Consider the following 19,321-nt stretch of genomic DNA (forward strand, 5'->3'; position numbering starts at 1 on the left):
AGGGCCACGCAGGCCACCGCCGTCAGGGTCGCGCGGAGGGAGATACGTGTTCCGCCCTTGGCGGACCGTGAAGGGGCGGAAAATGAAGGAGCCGGTCGTGCCGCGGACGCTCCTGTGTCGTCCGGGGTGAACCCGTGCCCGCTTGCCGAAGGGCCGTGAACTGCACGGATATCGGGGTCATCCGGGTGTGATGCGCGGGTGTCGCCAGTGGGGGTGGTGCCGGCCATCGGTCCGTCTCCTTGCATCACGCGGGTGGCTTCACGGGGCGCTGGCACGCGAGAACGGGGAACACAACCGCTCACACGTGTGTCGGGAGATTAGCACACGTGTGAGCGCTGGTCCGGGCCCTTCGGATGAGACTCGGGAAGGGCGGTGCGGCCCGCTTTTCCGGTGCCGGCCGTCCGCCTCGTCCGTCCTGCCCGTCGCCCCGAAGTGAACCCGCCGAGGAGACGAGGTGGCGGTAAAGAGGCGGCTGTTCCACAGGGTTGACGCGCGTCGACTCGGCCGCCAACCTCGGGGGGCGGCCCGGCTGGCGGGTCGTCTCAGGCCTGTTCGGCGATGGAGGTCCGATGCGCAGAACCACCGCCCAGTCCCGCCCCGTACGCCTGCTCCTCTCGTTCGTGATGCTGCTGTCGTCCGTGGTCGTGGGTGTGGTGGCCACCGCCGGCCCCGCGCAGGCGGACGGCTGCTACACCTGGTCGCGCACCCTTTCCCAGGGGGCGTCCGGCGCCGATGTGACGGCGTTGCAGATCCGGGTGGCCGGCTACCCCGGCTACGGTGCCGTGCTGGCCATCGACGGTTCCTACGGCCCCGCCACCACCGCCGCCGTGAAGCGCTTCCAGGCCGCGTACGGGCTGGCGGCCGACGGCGTCGCGGGCCCGGCGACCTTCGGGAAGATCTACGCGCTCCAGGACGACGACTGCACTCCGGTCCACTTCTCGTACGCCGAGCTCAACCACTGCAACTCCACCTGGGCGGGTGGTGCCGTCAGCGCGGCCACCGCCAAGTCCAACGCCCTGCGCACCATGTGGAAGCTGGAGGCGCTCCGCCACGCACTGGGCGACCAGTCGATCCGGGTGACCAGCGGCTTCCGCAGCCAGGCCTGCAACAGTGCCGTCGGCGGTGCCGCGACCAGCCGCCATATGTACGGTGACGCCGCCGACCTCGGCGCCGGGCCGCACGCGCTGTGCACCCTCGACAAGGAGGCGCGCAACCACGGCTTCAACGGCATCCTCGGCCCGGGCTACCCCGGCCACGACGACCACGCCCATGTCGACCATCGGGCCAGCCGTTACTGGTCGGCACCCAACTGCGGTATCTGATACGGGCGTTCGACTCACCCCGAACGTGCGAACGGGTGTGCCCGGCCGGAATCCGATCCGGCCGGGCACACCCGGTGCGCGTCGCGGGGACGCGCGTCCGTCGGTCCCTTGTGAGGACCGGGTGAGCGAGGCCACCCGGATGCTGATGACCTCGCTGGGCGGCGTGACGGCGGCCGTACTGAACTACCGCTGCGGCTGCTCGCCACCGGCCCGGCGCCGGTCCGCCCCCGCTGACGGCTGCGCCGGGTCAGCCGGCCGGCCGGGCCGCCACCCGGTCGAGGAAGGTGTCGACCAGGCGGTACGCGTTGTCCCGCGCGACCCGCTCCATGGCCCGGCAGCGTGTGGTCAACTCCTCCGGAGCGAGGCCGGCTTCCGCGCACTGCTCCACCGCGCCGTCGAGGCCGAGCCAGCCCTGGACGATGTCCGGGGTGACCTCGGGGTGGAACTGGACCCCGAGTGCGTTGCCGGTGCGGAACGCCTGCGCGCACACATCGTTGCGGGCGACCACTTCGGCGCCGGGCGGGGGCAGGCAGCGGTCGAAGTGCCACTGCATCCACGGGCCGGCCGGGACGAGCGCGGGGTCGTCGCTGTCGATCTCCACCCAGCCGATCTCGGGACGCGGAGCGCGCTCCACGGTGCCGCCCAGGGCGGTCGTCAGGGCCTGGGCGCCGAAACATATGCCCAGCACCGGGATGCCGAGCCGGTGCGCCTCGCGCAGGAGGGCGAGTTCACCGTCGATCCACCCGCCGACCGAAGCCCTGTCGTAGACGGACCAGGGGGCACCGAGCGAGACGACGAGATCCCAGCCCTCGGCGCCGGGGAAGTCGTGGTGGAGGTCCGGTGTCGTGTGCAGTTCCTCGGGGACGACGGTCAGGACCGTCAGCTCGTAACCCCGCTGGACGAGTCGTTCTCCGACCATCCCGGGAGCGGTCACATGGTCGTGCTGGACGACGAGCGCGCGCATGGAGAGGTCCTTTCCCGGCTCAGTTGATCTCGGCGTACTCACGGAACTCCCAGTCGGTGACGTAGTGGTGGAATCGCGCCAGCTCGTCCCGCTTGAAGGTGAGGAAGGCGGAGACGAAGTCCGCTCCGAGCACCTCGGTGAGCGCGGTGTCCGCTTCCAGCGCGTCGAGCGCCCGGCCGAGGTCCGTCGGCAGCCGGTCCGCGGCACGGGTGTCGGACGCGTGGCCGGTGGCCGGCGCGGGCGGCTCGGCACCGGCGTCGATCCCGAGGCGCATCGCGGCGAGCAGACCCGCGATGGCGAGGTACGGGTTCGCGGTGGCGTCGCCGAGGCGGACCTCCAGGCGGGCGCCGCCGCCGCGCTCCGGCGGGACGCGGACCATCGCGTTGCGGTTGTCGAGACCCCAGTTGATCAGCCAGGGCGCGGCGGTGTCGGGACCGAACCGCTTGTACGAGTTGACGGTCGGGTTGAGCAGCGCCGACAGGGCCGGAGCGTGGGCGAGGACCCCGGCGAGGGCGTGCCGGGCGACGTCGGCGAGGCCGTAGGGGGCGTCGGGCGCGTCGAAGACGTTGGCCGCGTGCGCGTCGACGAGGGAGACGTGCAGATGGAATCCCGTACCGCCGCCGTCGTTGGTCGGCTTGGCCATGAAGGTCGCCAGCCGGCCCTCGGCGCGGGCGAGTTCCTTGACCGCGGCCTTGAACCGGAAGGCGCGGTCGGCGGCGTCCAGCGCCTCGGAGTGGTCGAGATTGATCTCGAACTGCCCGCCGTCGAACTCGCGGTTGCCGCCGCTGACGTCCAGGCCGAGGTCGCGCAAGGCCCGCATGGTGCGCAGGAGATGGCCGTCCGGGTCGCCCCGCAGGCCGGTGGTGTAGACGTTGCCGGGGGCGGCGGCGTAGCGCCGCCATCCGGTGGGCGCGCCGTCGTCCGGTTCGAGCAGCACGTATTCGAGTTCGGGGCCGACGAGGGCGGTCAGACCCGCGTCGTCCAGCCGCGCGGTGACCCGGCGCAGCAGGTCCCTGGGGGACTCGGGCACGGTCCGGCCGGTCGCCGGGTCGTGGACGTCGCCGATGCACCAGGCGACGCCCGGCTCCCAGGGCAGGGTGCGCACGGTGCCGAGGTCCGGCCGGACCAGGACGTCGGGCATGCCCGCCGCCAGGCCGCCGGGGACGTCGGAGTGATCGCCGCGGGCGGCGGTGTGGTAGACGAGGCGGCTGAAGGCGAGGCCGTGCCCCGCCGCGTGCGGCAGGTGGTGCAGCAGGATGTCCCGGCTGCGGGCGGAGCCCATCAGATCGGGGTACGTGACGCGGAGGACGTCGACCCCCTCGGCGGCGAGCGCCTCCATCGTGGGTCGGACCTCGGGGTCGGGGTGGGCGCTCAAGGGAAACTCCAGGGGTGCGACGGGAGTGCGTGCGGTGTTGCGGTGTGGCGGTCCACGGTCCGCACGGTGGAAGGCACGTCGAAGGCGCGGCCCAGCCGGCACCGGACGGCGGGGAGGGGCCGTCAGACGGCCGGGCGGGCCGGGAAGATCATTTGATGCCAAACGATAAGAGCCGGGTGCGGTGCCCACAAGGGGGCGGGGCGACTTTGTCGGGCCTGTTTCCGGAAGTGGCCCTCCGTGTCGTCCCGCGTATCCCGGCGCTCCCCGCGTGGTGCGCGGGCCGCCGGAGCCGGGCGGCCGAGGGGGATACCTTTGGCCGCGACGCAACCGCCGGCGGCTCTGCCGTCACCGACAGTCGAGGAGGATCCCGTGTCCGGGTCCCGCCGCACCATCACCGAGACCGAGCAGGCCGTACGGCGCAGACTGGGCGGCCTGTCCATCCAGCACGAGGCCATGGCCGCCGTGGGAAACATCCACCGCGCCGCCGCGGCCGTCCGCCAGCACCTGGAGAACTCGGTCCTGCGTCCGCACGAACTGACCTGGACGGGCTTCGTGGTGCTGTGGGTGCTGTGGATCTGGGGAGAGGCGGAGAGCTGGTCGGTGGCCGAGGAGGCCGGTGTCTCCAAGGGCACCCTGACCGGGATCTCCCGCACCCTCGAATCGCGCGGCCTGGTGGCCCGCTCCGCCCATCACGAGGACCGGCGCCGACTACTGCTGTCGCTGACACCCGAGGGGGAGCGGCTGATGGAGGAGCTGTTCCCGGCGTTCAACGCGGAGGAGGCGTTCGTCGCCGCGCCGCTCGACGCCGACGAGTGCCTGCGGCTCGCCGACAGTCTGCGGGCCATCGTCAGCAATCTGGAGGAGCAGGGGGAGCGGCGGCGGCGGGAGCTGCTCGACGGGGAGACTCTGGCTCCGCGTCGCTCGGGCCGCCGCCCGCGGGGATAGAGCCCGGCGTGTGCGCAGGGCCCGTCCATGCGGGGCTCGCGCGTCTCGAAGGGCCGGACGCGTACGTGAGGTGACTGTACGTCAGATTGCCCGGGTGGGGGGTTCGTCACCTGCGTGAAAGGGTGCCGTCCGCAGTAAACGTTTGAGTCCAAATTAATCTGTCGGATCCCTTGACACTCCCGCGCGTCCGGCTGTTTATTCGGGGTCAAACGAATTGGAGGTGGGGACATGCCCCGCGAATCTGGGACAGCCGTCGTCGCCGGAGTGCCGGTCGACACCCGGCACTGGATCGGAGGTGAACGCGTCGACTCCGCCGGTACGTTCACCGACCTCTCGCCGATCGACGGCAGCGAACTCGCCGAGATCGCCCGGGGAACCGCGACCGAAGCGGCCGCCGCCGTGGCCGCCGCCAAGGCCGCCTTCGCCGGCTGGGCCGCCACACCGCCCGCCGAACGCGCCCGCGTCCTCCACTCCATCGCCGACGGCGTGGAGCGACGGCTCGACGACCTCGCGATCGTCGAGACCACCGACAACGGCGCCCTGCTCCGCTCCCACCGGCGCGGTGTGATGCCCCGGGTCGCACACAACTTCCGTTTCTTCGCGGACTGGTTGCTCACCCTCGGCCACGACGACTTCGAGACCCGCGGTCACACCAACCACGTCGACTGGGACCCGGCCGGCCCGTGTGTGCTCATCACCCCGTGGAACGCGCCGCTCATGCTGGCCACCTGGAAGGTCGCCCCCGCGCTGGCCGCCGGAAACACCGTCGTCCTGAAGCCCGCCGAGTGGTCGCCGCTGACCGCCTCGCTGCTCGCCGACATCGCCGCCGAGGCCGGACTGCCCGCCGGAGTTCTCAACATCGTCCAGGGGTACGGCGCCGAGATCGGCGACGCGCTCACCTCCCACCCCGACGTCCGGCGCATCAGCTTCACCGGCTCCGTGCCGACCGCTCGCCGGATCGCCGCCTCCGCGGCCCCGCAGCTCACTCCGGTCAGCCTCGAACTCGGCGGCAAATCCCCGCTCTTGGTGTTCGCCGACGCCGATCTCGACCTGGCCGTCGACCTGGCGGTGGAGCAGTACGACAACGCCGGACAGGTGTGCCTCGCCGGCACCCGGCTGCTCGTCGAGGAAGCCGTGGCCGAGGAGTTCACCCGGCGTTTCACCGAGAAGGCGTCCGCGCTGCGCCAGGGCGACCCGCGCGACGAGACCACCGACATCGGGCCCGTCATCCACACCCGGCAGCTGGAGAAGATCGACGGCTTCGTCCGGCGGGCCGTCTCCGCCGGAGCCCGCACCGTCATCGGTGGACAGCCCCGGGGCGGCAACTTCTACGCCCCCACCCTGCTCACCGACGTGGCCCAGGACTCCGAGATCGTCCAGGAAGAGGTCTTCGGACCGGTCTTGACCCTCCAGACCTTCACCGGCGAGGACGAGGCCGTCCGGCTCGCCAACGACACCCGCTTCGGGCTCGCCGCGACCCTCGTCACCGGCGACCGCGAGCGTGCCGACCGCGTCAGCGCACAGCTCGTCGCCGGCACCGTCTGGGTCAACTGCTTCTTCGTACGCGACCTCCAGGCACCGTTCGGCGGCTCCCGCCAATCCGGCGTCGGCCGTGAGGGCGGCACCTGGAGCTTCGACTTCTACTGCGACCTCAAGAACACCGTGACCGCGCCGAAGGGATGGCAGGACCGTGGGTGAGATCACCGGAGCGGGCCTCCTCGCCCACGTCCCCACCATCGTGCTGCCCCGCGAGGTCCGGCTGGAACTCAACGAGGGCAAGGAGATCACGCTCGTCACCGGCCTGGAGCAACTGCGCAAGGACGTCTTCGAGCGCGACGACTACGACACCGTCGTCGTCCTCGACTCACACTGGGCGACCACCGTCGAGTTCGTCGTCACCGCACAGGACCGCCGGGCCGGGCTCTTCACCTCCGAGGAACTGCCGCGCGGCATGTGCCGCATGCCGTACGACTACCCCGGAGACCCCGAACTCGCCCACAACATCGCCTCGTTCGCCGAACGCCACGGCACCTACATCACCCCGATCGACGACACCTATCTGCCGGTCTACTACGCCACGATCAACCTCTGGAAGTTCCTCGGCGAAGGACTGCCCGACAAGCGGTGGGTCACCATCGGCGTCTGCCAGACCGGCGACATGGAGGACCACCTCCGCCTCGGCCGCGCCCTGGCCGACGGCATCGCCGCCACTCCAGGCCGCCGCGTCCTGCTGATCGCCTCCGGCGCCCTCTCGCACTCCTTCTGGCCGCTGCGCGAACTGCGCGACCACGAGGCCAGCGACCCCGCGCACATCTTCACCCCCGAGGCCCGCGCGGCCGACGAGGAGCGGATCGCCTGGTTCAAGGAAGGCCGCCACGGCCAAGTCCTCGACACCATGGAGGACTTCATGCGGTTCAAGCCGGAGGCGAAGTTCCACCACTACACGATGATGGCCGGGGCTCTCGGGGAACGCGCGTGCACCGCGAAGGCCCGTCAGTACGGCGCGTACGAGAACTCCGTCGGCACCGGCCAGGTCCACCTGTGGTTCGACCGCCCCGCCGGAGGCTGGACCGCCCCCGCTGCCCCTGCCGCGCCCGCCCTCGCCGCACAGCAGTGATCCGTACGGCCGGCCGACTCGTACGGCCGTGATCCGTACGAGCGTCCTCTCCGTACACCCGTGACGTCCGTCCGGGTTCCTCGCGGACCCGTGACCCGTACGTACGCCGCACCCCGTACGTACACCAACCCCCGTACGCATTCCGACCCGTACGCATTCCGACCCGTACGCATACCGACCCGTACGGACGCCCACCCGCACAGGGGCGAGCCGTACACAGGCCGACCCGCACCGTCCCCGCACACCCGTGACCAGGAGTCCTGCCATGCCCGAATACCGCCGCATCCTGCTGGACGGCGCCGCCGTCCAGGTCGTCGTCGACGGGGACGAACTGCTCGCCGCCGACGGCCGCCGCGTCGCCGTCGAGGACGCCCACCACCTGCCGCCGGTCCGGCCGTCCAAGGTGATCGCCGTCCACCTCAACCACACCAGCCGCGTGGACGAGTTCGGCATCGACCTGACCGACACCCCCACGTACTTCCACAAGCCCGTCTCCGCCCTCAACTCCCACCGGGGCGCCGTGGTCCGCCCCGAGGGCTGCAAGTGGCTCAACTACGAGGGCGAGGTCGCCATCGTCATCGGCCGGACCGCGCGGAACATCTCCCCGGCCGAGGCAGGGGAGTACATCGCCGGCTACACCGTCGCCAACGACTACGGTCTGCACGACTTCCGCGACACCGACGCCGGATCCATGCTCCGGGTCAAGGGATCCGACACCCTCTGCCCGCTCGGTCCCGGCCTGGTCACCGACTGGGACTTCCGCGGCAAGCGCCTGCGCACCTACGTCAACGGCGAGGTCGTGCAGGACGGTTCGACGGACGAGATGACCTGGGACATGCACTACCTCGTCGCCGACATCGCCCGCACCATCACCCTCCACCCCGGCGACGTGCTGCTGTCCGGCACGCCCGCCAACTCGCGGCCCGTCCAGCCGGGCGACGTCGTCGAGGTCGAGGTCGAGGGCCTCGGCCGGCTCGTCAACCACATCGTCACCGGCCCCACCCCGATCCGTACGGACGTCGGCGCCCAGCCCACCGAGTCGGAGGAAGTGCTGTCCACCGCGCTGGGCGGCGACTGGGAGTTCCGCGGCATCAGGCCGCCGAAGCGCTGAACCACGCGTGGACACGAGGCGCGTGGACGCCGAGCGCGCGGATCTTATGCGCGTGAATCTCGTGCGCGCCGGCGTCCGACGCGCCGGGACCGGACCTGTCGAACCCGACCGAGGAAGAGTGTGACTCAATGGATCTGAACAAGTGGCTGGCCGCGGCGGTCGCCTCGAACGCCGACTGGACGAAGACCTTCGCCCCCTACGACCCGCACCCGGCCCTGGCCGTCGACGAAAGCCGCTTCGCCGCCGCTTTCGAGGTCTTTACTGAGCGGCTGAAGGACAACTATCCCTTCTTTCACCCGCGTTACGCGGGCCAGATGCTCAAGCCCCCGCACCCGGCGGCCGTGGTCGGCTACCTCACCGCCATGCTGATCAACCCCAACAACCACGCCCTGGACGGTGGTCCGGCCACCGCCGACATGGAGCGCGAGGTCGTGCAGCAGCTCGCGACCATGTTCGGCTTCGACACCCACCTCGGCCACCTGACCACCAGCGGCACCATAGCCAACCTCGAAGCGCTGTTCGTGGCCCGGGAGTCGCACCCCGGCAAGGGCGTCGCCTACAGCGCCGAAGCCCACTACACGCACGGCCGCATGTGCGGCGTCCTCGGTGTGGAGGGTTTCCCCGTCCCCACCGACGACCTCGGCCGCATGGACCTCGACGCGCTGGAGGAACTGCTGCGCGGTGGCCGGGTCGGCACCGTCGTCCTCACCGCCGGCACCACCGGCCTCGGCTCCATCGACCCCGTCCACGAGGCCCTGGCGCTGCGCGAGCGCTACGGCGTGCGGATCCACATCGACGCCGCCTACGGCGGGTTCTTCACCCTGCTGGCCGGCGCGGACGGCCCCGAGGGCATCCCGGCCGAGCCGTGGCGCGCCATCGCCCAGGCCGACTCCCTCGTGGTCGACCCGCACAAGCACGGACTGCAGCCCTACGGCTGCGGCGCCGTCCTCTTCCGCGACCCGTCCGTCGGCCGCTTCTACCTGCACGACTCGCCGTACACCTACTTCACCTCCGACGAACTGCACCTGGGCGAGATCAGCCTGGAGTGTTCCCGGGCGGGCGCGTCGGCCGCCGGACTGTGGCTCACCTTCCAGATGCTCCCGCCCACCCGCGAGGGACTCGGCGAGGTTCTGGCGGCCGGCCGGCGGGCCGCGCTGCGCTGGTCGGAACTGATCGAGGGCTCCGAGCACCTGGAGCTCTACCAGGAGCCGCAGCTCGACATCGTCAGCTACTTCCCGGTGACTCCCGGCGGCAGGCTGTCGGAGATCGACGCCGCCGCCGACCGGATCATGCACGAGGGCATGAACGACACCGAGGACCCGGTCTTCCTCAGCACCCTGCGCGTCGGCGCCGAGCGCTTCACCGCCCGCCACCCCGGCCTCACCGCGGACGCCGACGGTGCGCGGATCCTGCGCAGCGTCCTGATGAAGCCCGAGTCGGAGACGTACGTCGAGAGCCTGCACCAGCGGGTGGAGCGACTCGCCCGCCCCTGACCGGCCAGCCCCTCCCGGACCGGGCTCCGGACCGGGCTTTGGCCTTCCCCGGCCCGGCGAGCGCGGTCTTCCCCGACCGTGTTCGCCCCTCCCGGCCCGGCCATACCTCCCCCCGGCCGGTCCAGGGGCTTACCTCCCCGCCCCCGACCTGCCCGGCCTCCCCTGACCGGACCGGCCGCCCGAAGCCTGACCGACCCGGGCGGCCGGTCCCCTCCACCCGCCACCGTCCTCGTACGGCTCGCGGCGCGACGGCGCCCCGGCCCGCGACGGCGCCCCCATTGCCTGCCCGCCGCCTCGCGCGACCCGTGCGACCCGCGCGGCGGGCCCTCTCCGAACCTCCCCAGGAGCGTGCCGACATGTCCCGTGCCCATGACGTCCAGGGCTTCTTTCACCCCAAGACGGCGACCGGTGCCTCGTCCCTGATCCCGTCCCCGCCGTGGCACTACTCGGGCGACCTGCTCACCATCGAGTACCGCACCGACCCCGACCGGGTGCGCGAGCTGCTGCCCGAGCCGCTGGAACTCGCCGAGGAGGACCCCGGCGCGGTGGCCCTGATCTGGGCCGACTGGCAGTCCTGCGCGGCCTCCGGCGAAGAACTGCTCGACCCGGTGCGGGCCCAGTACAAGGAGGCGTTCGTCGTCGTCCGGTGCTCGTATCAGGGGCGTACGTACAGCCGCTGCGTGTACATCTGGGTCGACAAGGACTTCGCCATCGCCCGGGGCCTGCACCAGGGCTACCCGAAGAAGCTCGGTTCCCTGCACCAGACCCGCCCGCACCCGTACGGGCCGGCGCCCCGGATCGAGGCGGGCGCGCGGTTCGGCGCCACCCTCGCCGCCGCGGACCGCCGTCTCGCCCAGGCCGTGGTGACGCTGCGCGAGCCGTCCGAGACCGCCGGATTCGTCAACGGGCACCCGATGGCCCACCATCGCTGGCTGCCCTCGATCGAGAAGGGCAAGGGGCTCGCGCTGAACGAGCTTGTCGAGTCGGGGGCGGCGTCCTTCGAGGGCGGGCAGGCGTGGGTCGGCGACGCCGACCTCGAACTCTTCGCGTCGCCCACCGAGGAACTGGCCCGGCTGGAGATCCGCGAGCCCATCGCCGCGTACTACCGCCAGGTCGGTGTGGTGTGGGACGGCGGCAGGCTCCTGGAGTCGGGGACCACCGGAGCTTCTGCCGCTTCCTCCGCCGAATGACCGGCGAGATCCGCGCGGCCAGGGCGGGCGGTGCCCGTCCGGTCCGCCCGCTGATCGCGATTCCCGCCCGCTTCTCCGCCTCCGCCTCCGCCCTGCGCTACGCCGCCGAGGTCAACGCCCGCGCGCTGATGGAGGCCGTCTGGCAGGCGGGCGGGGAACCGGTGAGCCTGCACCCGACCGGCCCGGAAGAGGGGACGGCGGTCGCCGCCCGGCTCACCCGGTTCGACGGCGTCCTGCTCCCTGGCGGCGGCGACATCGCCCCGTACCGCTACGGCGCCGTCGGCACCCACGCGAGCGTGTACGACGTCGACGACCGCCAGGACGCCTTCGACCTCGAAGTCGCGCGCCGGGCCCTGGAGTCGGGCATTCCGCTGCTCGCGGTCTGCCGGGGTCTGCAGGCCGTCAATGTCGCCCTCGGCGGCACTCTCCAGCAGGACATGGGCGGCCCCGGCCACGACCACCGCCACCTGCGCCACCCGGTGACCGTCCGGGCGGGCACCCGGACGGCGCGCGCCCTGGGGCACGTGGGAAACCAGGGAGCCCCGGGGAGCCCAGGTGGTGGGGACGGCACCGTCGAGGCGTCCTGCTACCACCACCAGCGGGTGGAGCGGCTGGGCGAGGGTCTGACCGTGACGGCCACCGCCGGGGACGGAACGGTGGAGGCCCTCGAACTCCCCACCGCGCCGGGGTGGTTCGTGGCCGTGCAGTGGCATCCCGAGGACACCGCGGCGACCGATCCCGCGCAGCGGGGCCTGTTCGGTGAGCTCGTCCACCACGCCGCCGCTCGCTCCTGACGGAGCCGGGCGCCGGGAGTCGGGCCCCGAGAGCCGGTGGCCCCGGGGCCGGGCCGGGGGAGCGTTCAGTCCTCGGCGATCAGCCGGATACCGGTGACCAGATCCGGCTCGATCCGCACGACGTGATCCGAGCGCTGGTCGGTCCACGGCTTGAGGACCGACCGGTAGCGGGCCGCCTCCTCGGGGTCGGTGACCAGGTGGCAGTAGCCCGTGACGACGACGCTCCAGCCGAGCCGGGCCGTCAGGTCGATGTCGTCGGCCTCGTACGCGACGACGACGCCGCGCGCCCCCGCCTGCTGCGCGTGCAGGGCCAGCGCGGCCCCCTCGTGGGTGCGGATGATGACGTCGCCGTCGTCCACGAGGTGGTTCACGGGGCGGATGGCGGGGAGCGCCTGCCGGGTGAAGACGATCCGGCCGAGCGGGGCCCCGGAAAGGAGCCGTAGCGCCTCGTCGCCCTCCAGTTCGACCGTACGTCGCCTCGGCTCTGTCACGGGGTCGGCAGCACGGTCGGGGGCGGGGGCGGCTTCGTTCACTGGTGCCTTCCTGGGCCTTGCGTGTGGAGTCGCGTCATGCGCGAACGAGGCGGGGCACGGGTGCCCCGGTCCTCTCAGTAGACGGCACGCGCCAAGGCGGTGGAAGGGCCGTTCGGCCCCTGCCGTCCCGGCGACGCCGCCCTGTTCACTGAGGCACGGGCCTCGATGGTCCCCACGAGACGACAGGCGGCGAGCGCCGGAGGGCCGGGAAGTGAGGAAAGGCATGATCGGAGTGGTGGGGCACGAGGATCTGCCGCCGGACACGTCGGTCCTGGTGGAGCGCGAGCTGCGGACCTGTCTGGAGCGGTACGCCGAGCCGGCCCCCGGTCTGGTCCGCGCCGGCACCCGGCCGGCCGCCGCCTTCGCCCGCGCGATACGGGCCGCCGGCCGCGATCTCGTCGCCCTGCTGCCCGCCCAGGGCGCGGTCCCCGCGCCGCTCCCGTCGCGCGCCGTGGAACAGGCCCGCGAGGTGATGGCGCTCGCCGAGGAGGTACGGCTCCTCGCGTACGACCCGGCCGACCGCGACGCCTGCGTCCGCGCCGACGAGGCACTGATCCTGCACTGCGACCGGGTCCTCGCCGTCTGGGACGGCTCGCCCACCAATGGCCGGGACGCCACCGCCCACATGGTCGCCTACGCGCGGGCGCGCGGGGTTCAGGTGGAGGTCGTGTGGCCGGCCGGGGCGGTGCGTACGCCGGTACAGACGGTGCGCACCCCGGTCCCGGTACGGAGCGGGGCCCGGACCGCCTGAGAAGGGTCTGCGGGGTCCGGTGCGGGTCCGCTCGTGTGCCGGCTTGTGTACACGCCGCTCGTCGGACATCGCGCGGGTTTCGTCCGGCCGGGGTCCGGTCCGGTTCGTCCGGTCCGGACCCCGCCGCCTTGCCGGCCGCCGCGCGTCCGTCAAACGCACGGAAGTCTGGGCGCCCCGGGTGTGCCGGCCCCGGCCCCGGGGGACGGGTCCGGGTCACGGCGGGGCGGGCACCCCAGGACGCGAGGGAGAGTCGACCACGGGGCCCGATACGCCCATAGGGCCGTTCGGCCCTGGGGGACCGGGGCCGAACGGCCTGCGGTCCCTGTTGTCATACTGACGCTCGATTCCGTGTCCGGGCCGGGTGGCCCGGACCACAGGCCCCCACCACCGTGGTGGCCGTCGCCCCGACCAGGAGTTGCTGGTGAAGCACCGTCCCACTCGTCCGATCGCCCCCGCGGCCGCGGCGCCGCGTCCGACGTGCTGACCGCCGGCCGGCCCGCCGCCGGTTCCGGCGAGCCCGTGCGGGTCTTCCTGCTCGACGACCACGAGGTCGTCCGCCGGGGCGTGCGCGACCTGCTCGAAGCGGAGCCCGACATCGTGGTGGTCGGCGAGGCGTCGAACGCCCGCGAGGCGCTGGCCCGGGTGCCCGCGACCCGGCCGGACGTGGCCGTGCTCGACGTACGCCTCGGCAACGCGACCGGCGGCGACCACGAGGGCGTCGAGGTGTGCCGCGAGCTGCGCGCGGAGCTGCCCGAGCTGGCCTGCCTGATGCTGACCTCGTTCGACGACGACGAGGCCCTGTTCGACGCGATCATGGCGGGTGCCGCCGGATACGTGCTCAAGCAGATCGGCGGCTCGGACCTGATCGCCGCCGTCCGTACGGTCGCCACGGGCAAGTCCCTGCTCGACCCCCGGATGACGAGCCGCGTGATGGCCCGGATCCGCGAGCCCGAACCGGAGCCGGAGTCGTCCGTGCCCCGCGAGCTGGACCGGCTCTCGCCCAGGGAGCTGGAGATCCTCGATCTCATCGGCCTCGGGCTGACGAACCGTCAGATCGCCGAGCGGCTCTTCCTCGCCGAGAAGACGGTGAAGAACCGGGTGTCGTCCATCCTCGGAAAGCTGGGTGTGGGGCGCCGGATCCAGGCCGCGATGATCGCCGAACGCCTTCGGGAGAACCCGGGCCGTCCGTCCGCCTCCTGAGCCGACCCCTGAGGCCCGTCCGGCCCTGATCCGCCGGACGGGCCTCAGGCATGTCCGCTCCCGTTCCGCCCTGCGGGCCGTGGACGTCACGGGTCCTGGCCCGCAGGATGGCCACGGCCACGGGTCACGGCCCTGTCGGACCGGAGGCCCGTACCCGCTGAACAGGCCCCGTCCCGCCCGCACTTGTTCCCCGCGCCCCGCGTCCCGGAATACGCCTCGGGGTCGCCCGGAGCGGACTCCGGGCGACCCCGAGGGCGCGGGCGGCAGGTGCGATCCGGCGCCTCCGCCCCGCGCGCGGAGGGCCGAGGGTGTCAGTCGGTGTGGAGCGGCGCGCTCCAAGTGATCCGGGTGCCCTGGGAGTACGCGTCGGGCGCGTCGACCAGCAGGCTGCCCCGGCACTGCTCGGCGCGCGAACTCATGTTGAGCAGCCCGCCGGTGGGCCGGGCCGCCCCGAGCCCGATGCCGTCGTCCGTGACCGTGAGCACCAGCCGGTCGGCCGTGTCCGGCACCGCCACCACGACGTCCGCGCGACTCGCCCGCGCGTGCCGCGCGATGTTGCTCAGCGCTTCCGCCGTCACGGCCAGGACGTGCTCGGCCAGTTCGGTCGGCACGGTGCTGTCGACCGGGCCGGTGATCCGCAGCGACGGGTTGAACCCCAGGTGCTGCGCGGCCAGTTGGACCGTCTCGGCGAGCCGCCGGCGCAGCGCGGGACCGTTGCGGTCGTCGTCGGCCGTGCGGAGCTGGAGGATCGTGGAGCGGATGATCTGGATGGTGGCGTCGAGGTCGTCGACCGCCCGCGTGACCCGCTCCGCCGCGCCCGGGTCGTCGATCGTCCGGGTCGCGCTCTGCAACGTCATGCCGGTGGCGAAGAGCCGCTGGATGGCGACGTCGTGCAGATCGCGCGCGATGCGGTCGCGGTCGTGCAGCACCGTCAGCTCCTCGGACTGGGCGCGCCGCCGGGCGAGTTCGAGGGCGATCGCCGCCTGGTCCGCGAAGCCGCTGATGAGCAGGGCCTCGGTCTCGTCGAAGGCCTGCCGGCCGGCCTTGCGGCTCAGCCGCAGCGCCCCGCACCCGGCGTCGCTCACGGGCAGCGGTACGGCCACCACGGCCCCGTGCGCGTCCCCGGCGCCGCCCAGCGGTGTGGCCCGCGGATCGGTACGGACATCGTTCGTGACCACCGGCTCCTGGCCCTGCGCGGCGAGACCGGCGATCGACCCCGTCGCGGGCAGCACCGCGCCCCGTACCAGATCCGCGGTGTCACCGTGCGCCATCTCGACCGTGAGCTCGCCGGCCGGTCCGGAGGGCAGCAGGATGGTCGCGAGGTCGGCATCGGCCACCTCCATGGCCCGGCGCGCGATCAGCCGCAGGACGTCGTCGGTCGCGGTGCCCGCCAGCAGGGCGCGGGTGATCTCGCCCAGCGCTTCGAGACGGCGCTCGCGGCGCCGGCTGTCACGGTAGAGACGGGCGTTGTCGATCGCCACGCCCGCCGCCATCGACAGGGTCGTGAGGACCGCCTCGTCGTCGGCGTCGAAGGACCGCCCGCCCCGCTTCTCGGTCAGGTAGATGTTGCCGAAGACCTCGTCGCGGACCCGGATCGGCGCCCCGAGGAAGGTCCGCATCGGCGGGTGGTGGGCCGGGAAGCCGAAGCTGCTCGGATGGCTGCCGAGGTCGTCGAGGCGCAGCGGCGCCGGGTTGCGGATCAGCTCGCCGAGGATGCCGTGGCCGCAGGGCGCGGGACCGATCCGGCGCACCATGTCGTCGGCCATGCCCACGGGGAGGAACCGGGACAGCTGCTCGCCGTCGCCGTCGATCACGCCGAGCGCGCCGTACTCGGCGTCGGTGAGGTTGGCCGCCGCCTCCACGATGCTCCGCAGCACCTGCGGCAGCTCCAGATCGCGGCCGAGGTCCATCACGGCGGCGAGTAGCCCGTGCATGCGCTCGGGGACGTCGAGCCGGGGCCAGGACGGACGCGCGTGCGGGGCGGTGTCGGTCATGTGAGGGTGAGGCTCTCGTTCTGCCGCGGGGCGTTGCGTACGGTCGGGGGCGGGGTCCGGGTCGGGGCCAACGACGGTGGCCGGTGGCGGTCCCGGGCGGTGTCCGCGTCGGGATCGGCACGTGGCGTGTCAGAGCGGCCTGGAACGGTCAGGAGCGATCGGGAGCCATCCGGAACGGCCTGAAGTGGTCTGGACTGATCCTGTCTGGTCCGAGACGATCCTGGGCGGTCCGAAGTGATCCGGAGCGATCCTGGCGATCCGGTGCCGCGATCAGACTCCGGTCGGGGCCTGACGCGCTGTGACATCGCGCGAGGGTGCACCTCTGAGGGTACGCGATGCCCCCCTGCCGAACGGGAGGGGCCGTTCGGCCCTCCTGCCTCTTCGGGCCCCAGGACTGTTCGGCCCTATCGGGCAAGGGGGCCCTCACGGAGATCATCTGGGGCGGCCGGAAGACCGCCGCCTCTCCCGTCCCCCGTGTGCGGGCGTCTTCCGGCCGTATCCCGCATCACAGAGGAAAGGTCGCCGTCCTGTGGACGAGGCACAGAGCATTCAGTTGAAGCCCGCGGAACAGCCGGCACCCCCGGGCCCGGACGCCAAGAGCGGCCCCGTACGGCCCTCGTGGGTGTCCTGGCTCACCACGACGGACCACAAGCAGATCGGAACGCTGTACCTCTGTTCCGCGCTGCTGTTCTTCGTCATCGGTGGTGTCATGGCCCTGGTGATGCGAGCGGAGCTGGCCCGTCCCGGCACCCAGATCCTGTCGAACGAGCAGTTCAACCAGGCGTTCACCATGCATGGCTCGATCATGCTGCTGCTCTTCGCCATGCCGCTGTTCACCGGCTTCGCCAACTGGCTCATGCCGCTCCAGATCGGCGCGCCGGACGTGGCCTTCCCGCGCCTCAACATGGTGGCGTACTGGCTGTACCTCTTCGGTTCGCTGATTGCCGCGGGCGGCTTCCTCACCCCGCAGGGCGCCGCCGACTTCGGCTGGTTCCTCTACGCGCCGCTCTCCGACGCCATCCACTCGCCCGGCGTCGGCGCCGACATGTGGATCATGGGTGTGGCCCTCTCCGGCTTCGGCTCCATCTTCGGCTCGGTCAACTTCATCACCACGATCATCTGCATGCGCGCCCCGGGCATGACGATGTTCCGCATGCCGATCTTCACCTGGAACGTGCTGCTGACCTCGCTGCTCGTCCTGCTGGTCTTCCCCGTGCTCGCGGCGGCGCTCTTCGCCCTCGAAATGGACCGGAAGTTCGGCTCGCACGTCTTCGACCCGGCCAACGGCGGCGCGCTCCTGTGGCAGCACCTCTTCTGGTTCTTCGGACACCCGGAGGTGTACATCCTGGCGCTGCCGTTCTTCGGCATCATCTCCGAGGTCATCCCGGTCTTCTCCCGCAAGCCGATGTTCGGCTACATCGGCCTGGTCGCCGCGACGATCGCCATCGCCGGCCTCTCCGTGACCGTGTGGGCCCACCACATGTACGCGACCGGCGGCGTGCTCCTGCCGTTCTTCTCCTTCATGACGTTCCTCATCGCCATCCCCACCGGCGTGAAGTTCTTCAACTGGATCGGCACGATGTGGAAGGGCTCACTGTCCTTCGAGACCCCGATGCTCTGGGCGATCGGCTTCCTCATCACCTTCACCTTCGGCGGTCTGACCGGCGTCATCCTGGCCGCGCCCCCGCTGGACTTCCACGTCACCGACTCGTACTTCGTGGTCGCGCACTTCCACTACACGCTGTTCGGCACCGTGGTGTACGCGATGTTCGCCGGCTTCCACTTCTGGTGGCCGAAGTTCACCGGCAAGATGCTCGACGAGCGCCTCGGCAAGGTCACCTTCTGGACCCTGACCGTCGGCTTCCACGCCACCTTCCTCGTCCAGCACTGGCTGGGTGCCGAGGGCATGCCGCGCCGCTACGCGGACTACCTCGACGCCGACGGCTTCACCGCGCTGAACACCATCTCCACCATCGGCTCGTTCATGCTCGGCCTGTCGTTCCTGCCCTTCTTCTACAACGTGTGGAAGACCGCCAAGTACGGCAAGAAGGTCGAGGTCGACGACCCGTGGGGCTACGGCCGCTCGCTGGAGTGGGCGACCTCCTGCCCGCCGCCGCGGCACAACTTCGTCAGCCTCCCGCGGATCCGCTCCGAATCCCCGGCCTTCGACCTGCACTACCCCGAGATCGCGCAGGTCGACCGTCTGGAGAACGGGGCCGAGCCCCTGCAGCAGCCCCATGAGCTGGTGAGCCAGCGATGACCGGCGGCGTGCTCGCGCTCGGGATCGGCGCGGTGACCGCGTCGGGATGCGTCTGGTACGTCCCCGCCCTGGTCGACCTGCGGGCCGGCGCCGACCGCCCGGTCTCCCGGCGCCTCGCCGCGGCCGGCTGTGTCACCGGCTGGGCCACCGCGGCGGTCGCCGCCCTGCTGATGATGCTCGGCGTGCCCGTCCCGCCGCTGCTCGCGGTGGTGACCGCCGGGGCCGGAGCCGCCGTCGTCCTGCGGATCAGGGCGGCCGTCCGGCGCCGCGCCGAGGAGCGGGAGGACGCCGCGACCTGGGCGGCCCTGGACTGGGCCGCACCCCGGCCGCACGGGCCGCGCCCGGCGCACATCGCCGGCACGATCGGCGCGGGCCTCGCCCTCGCCCTGGTCACCGCGCTGCTGCTGACCTGGGGCCGCTCCCACGGCGTCGGCACGGTCCTCGCCGTGACGGCACCCGCCGCCGTGGCCGGCTGCGCCCTGCTGGCCGCCTTCGCACGGACCGCCCGGCCCGCCGCCGGCCCCCGCGAGGAGGCGGTACGGCGGCCCGGGACCCGGGGTGCCGAGCTGAAGGCCCTCAAGCAGAGGTCCTGAGCGGCCCGCACCCGAGGAGCCGAAGCGGGAACCCCGGGTGGCTCCGAGGGCTGGTCCGACCGAAAAGGCCGGGTCTTTGGGGGGGGGGGGGGGGGGCAAAAAACCCCCGGAAGGGGTTTGCCCAGCCCGCCGCCCCCCCCCGACGGGCCCGGGGGAGGCTCCTAAGCGACGGGGGCCGG

At 72.3% G+C, this 19,321-nt stretch carries 16 protein-coding genes; 12 read left to right on the forward strand and 4 right to left on the reverse strand.

Annotation, left to right across the window (positions count from 1 at the left end; translation table 11 throughout):
- The first annotated feature begins 569 nt into the window (after window positions 1-569).
- Window positions 570-1,322 (forward strand): D-Ala-D-Ala carboxypeptidase family metallohydrolase, encoded by a 753-nt coding sequence (locus tag ACGFRB_RS25665; protein ID WP_363012356.1) that lies wholly within the window; start codon window positions 570-572, stop codon window positions 1,320-1,322.
- Window positions 1,323-1,569: 247 nt separating this feature from the next.
- Here the strand turns inward: ACGFRB_RS25665 and ACGFRB_RS25670 are convergent, their stop codons facing one another.
- Window positions 1,570-2,286 (reverse strand): type 1 glutamine amidotransferase, encoded by a 717-nt coding sequence (locus ACGFRB_RS25670; RefSeq protein WP_393246329.1) that lies wholly within the window; start codon window positions 2,284-2,286, stop codon window positions 1,570-1,572.
- A 19-nt stretch (window positions 2,287-2,305) separates the two neighbouring features.
- Window positions 2,306-3,661: a glutamine synthetase family protein gene (locus ACGFRB_RS25675; protein WP_393246331.1), complete on the reverse strand. Its 1,356-nt coding sequence runs from the start codon at window positions 3,659-3,661 to the stop codon at window positions 2,306-2,308.
- A gap of 369 nt (window positions 3,662-4,030) precedes the next feature.
- On the opposite strand from ACGFRB_RS25675, the gene ACGFRB_RS25680 reads away from it, so the two are divergent.
- The 7 genes from ACGFRB_RS25680 (at window position 4,031) to ACGFRB_RS25710 (ending at window position 11,811) form a co-directional block, all read left to right on the forward strand.
- Window positions 4,031-4,606, forward strand: coding sequence for a MarR family transcriptional regulator (locus tag ACGFRB_RS25680; protein WP_361222746.1), 576 nt, complete (start codon window positions 4,031-4,033; stop codon window positions 4,604-4,606).
- 228 nt (window positions 4,607-4,834) lie between these two features.
- On the forward strand, window positions 4,835-6,304 hold the full coding sequence (locus ACGFRB_RS25685; protein WP_393246333.1) for an aldehyde dehydrogenase: 1,470 nt from the start codon (window positions 4,835-4,837) through the stop codon (window positions 6,302-6,304).
- Complete coding sequence (locus tag ACGFRB_RS25690) at window positions 6,297-7,223, forward strand: 3,4-dihydroxyphenylacetate 2,3-dioxygenase (RefSeq protein WP_393246335.1); 927 nt, start codon at window positions 6,297-6,299, stop codon at window positions 7,221-7,223. Before ACGFRB_RS25685 ends, ACGFRB_RS25690 begins: the two co-directional genes overlap by 8 nt.
- Window positions 7,224-7,488: 265 nt before the next feature.
- On the forward strand, window positions 7,489-8,334 hold the full coding sequence (locus ACGFRB_RS25695; RefSeq protein WP_363012361.1) for a fumarylacetoacetate hydrolase family protein: 846 nt from the start codon (window positions 7,489-7,491) through the stop codon (window positions 8,332-8,334).
- Window positions 8,335-8,462: 128 nt separating this feature from the next.
- A complete protein-coding gene (locus tag ACGFRB_RS25700; RefSeq protein ID WP_363012363.1) occupies window positions 8,463-9,827 on the forward strand; it encodes an aminotransferase class I/II-fold pyridoxal phosphate-dependent enzyme in 1,365 nt (454 codons plus the stop codon).
- 356 nt (window positions 9,828-10,183) lie between these two features.
- The gene (locus ACGFRB_RS25705; RefSeq protein ID WP_393246337.1) at window positions 10,184-11,017 is read left to right on the forward strand and encodes an acetoacetate decarboxylase family protein; all 834 of its coding nucleotides are present in this window, start codon (window positions 10,184-10,186) and stop codon (window positions 11,015-11,017) included.
- A complete protein-coding gene (locus ACGFRB_RS25710; protein WP_393246339.1) occupies window positions 11,014-11,811 on the forward strand; it encodes a gamma-glutamyl-gamma-aminobutyrate hydrolase family protein in 798 nt (265 codons plus the stop codon). Before ACGFRB_RS25705 ends, ACGFRB_RS25710 begins: the two co-directional genes overlap by 4 nt.
- Window positions 11,812-11,876: 65 nt before the next feature.
- On the opposite strand, the gene ACGFRB_RS25715 is transcribed toward ACGFRB_RS25710, so the two are convergent.
- Window positions 11,877-12,344: a pyridoxamine 5'-phosphate oxidase family protein gene (locus tag ACGFRB_RS25715; protein ID WP_393246341.1), complete on the reverse strand. Its 468-nt coding sequence runs from the start codon at window positions 12,342-12,344 to the stop codon at window positions 11,877-11,879.
- 223 nt (window positions 12,345-12,567) lie between these two features.
- On the opposite strand from ACGFRB_RS25715, the gene ACGFRB_RS25720 reads away from it, so the two are divergent.
- A complete protein-coding gene (locus tag ACGFRB_RS25720) occupies window positions 12,568-13,095 on the forward strand; it encodes a hypothetical protein (RefSeq protein ID WP_393246343.1) in 528 nt (175 codons plus the stop codon).
- 480 nt (window positions 13,096-13,575) lie between these two features.
- Window positions 13,576-14,295 carry a response regulator transcription factor gene (locus ACGFRB_RS25725; protein WP_363012372.1) on the forward strand — a complete coding sequence of 240 codons (720 nt, stop codon included), beginning with the start codon at window positions 13,576-13,578 and terminating at the stop codon, window positions 14,293-14,295.
- Window positions 14,296-14,606: 311 nt separating this feature from the next.
- On the opposite strand, the gene ACGFRB_RS25730 is transcribed toward ACGFRB_RS25725, so the two are convergent.
- On the reverse strand, window positions 14,607-16,229 hold the full coding sequence (locus tag ACGFRB_RS25730; RefSeq protein WP_393246559.1) for a GAF domain-containing protein: 1,623 nt from the start codon (window positions 16,227-16,229) through the stop codon (window positions 14,607-14,609).
- Window positions 16,230-16,836: 607 nt separating this feature from the next.
- Here ACGFRB_RS25730 and ctaD point away from each other — a divergent pair.
- Together ctaD and ACGFRB_RS25740 are read left to right on the forward strand one after the other, a co-directional pair.
- Window positions 16,837-18,549, forward strand: coding sequence for a cytochrome c oxidase subunit I (gene ctaD / locus ACGFRB_RS25735; protein WP_393246561.1), 1,713 nt, complete (start codon window positions 16,837-16,839; stop codon window positions 18,547-18,549).
- Window positions 18,546-19,142 carry a hypothetical protein gene (locus ACGFRB_RS25740; protein ID WP_393246344.1) on the forward strand — a complete coding sequence of 199 codons (597 nt, stop codon included), beginning with the start codon at window positions 18,546-18,548 and terminating at the stop codon, window positions 19,140-19,142. The genes ctaD and ACGFRB_RS25740 overlap by 4 nt, the downstream gene beginning before the upstream one ends.
- The last annotated feature ends 179 nt before the right edge of the window (window positions 19,143-19,321 follow it).

The sequence above is a fragment of the Streptomyces sp. NPDC048718 genome, assembly GCF_043198875.1.
Classification (GTDB): domain Bacteria; phylum Actinomycetota; class Actinomycetes; order Streptomycetales; family Streptomycetaceae; genus Streptomyces.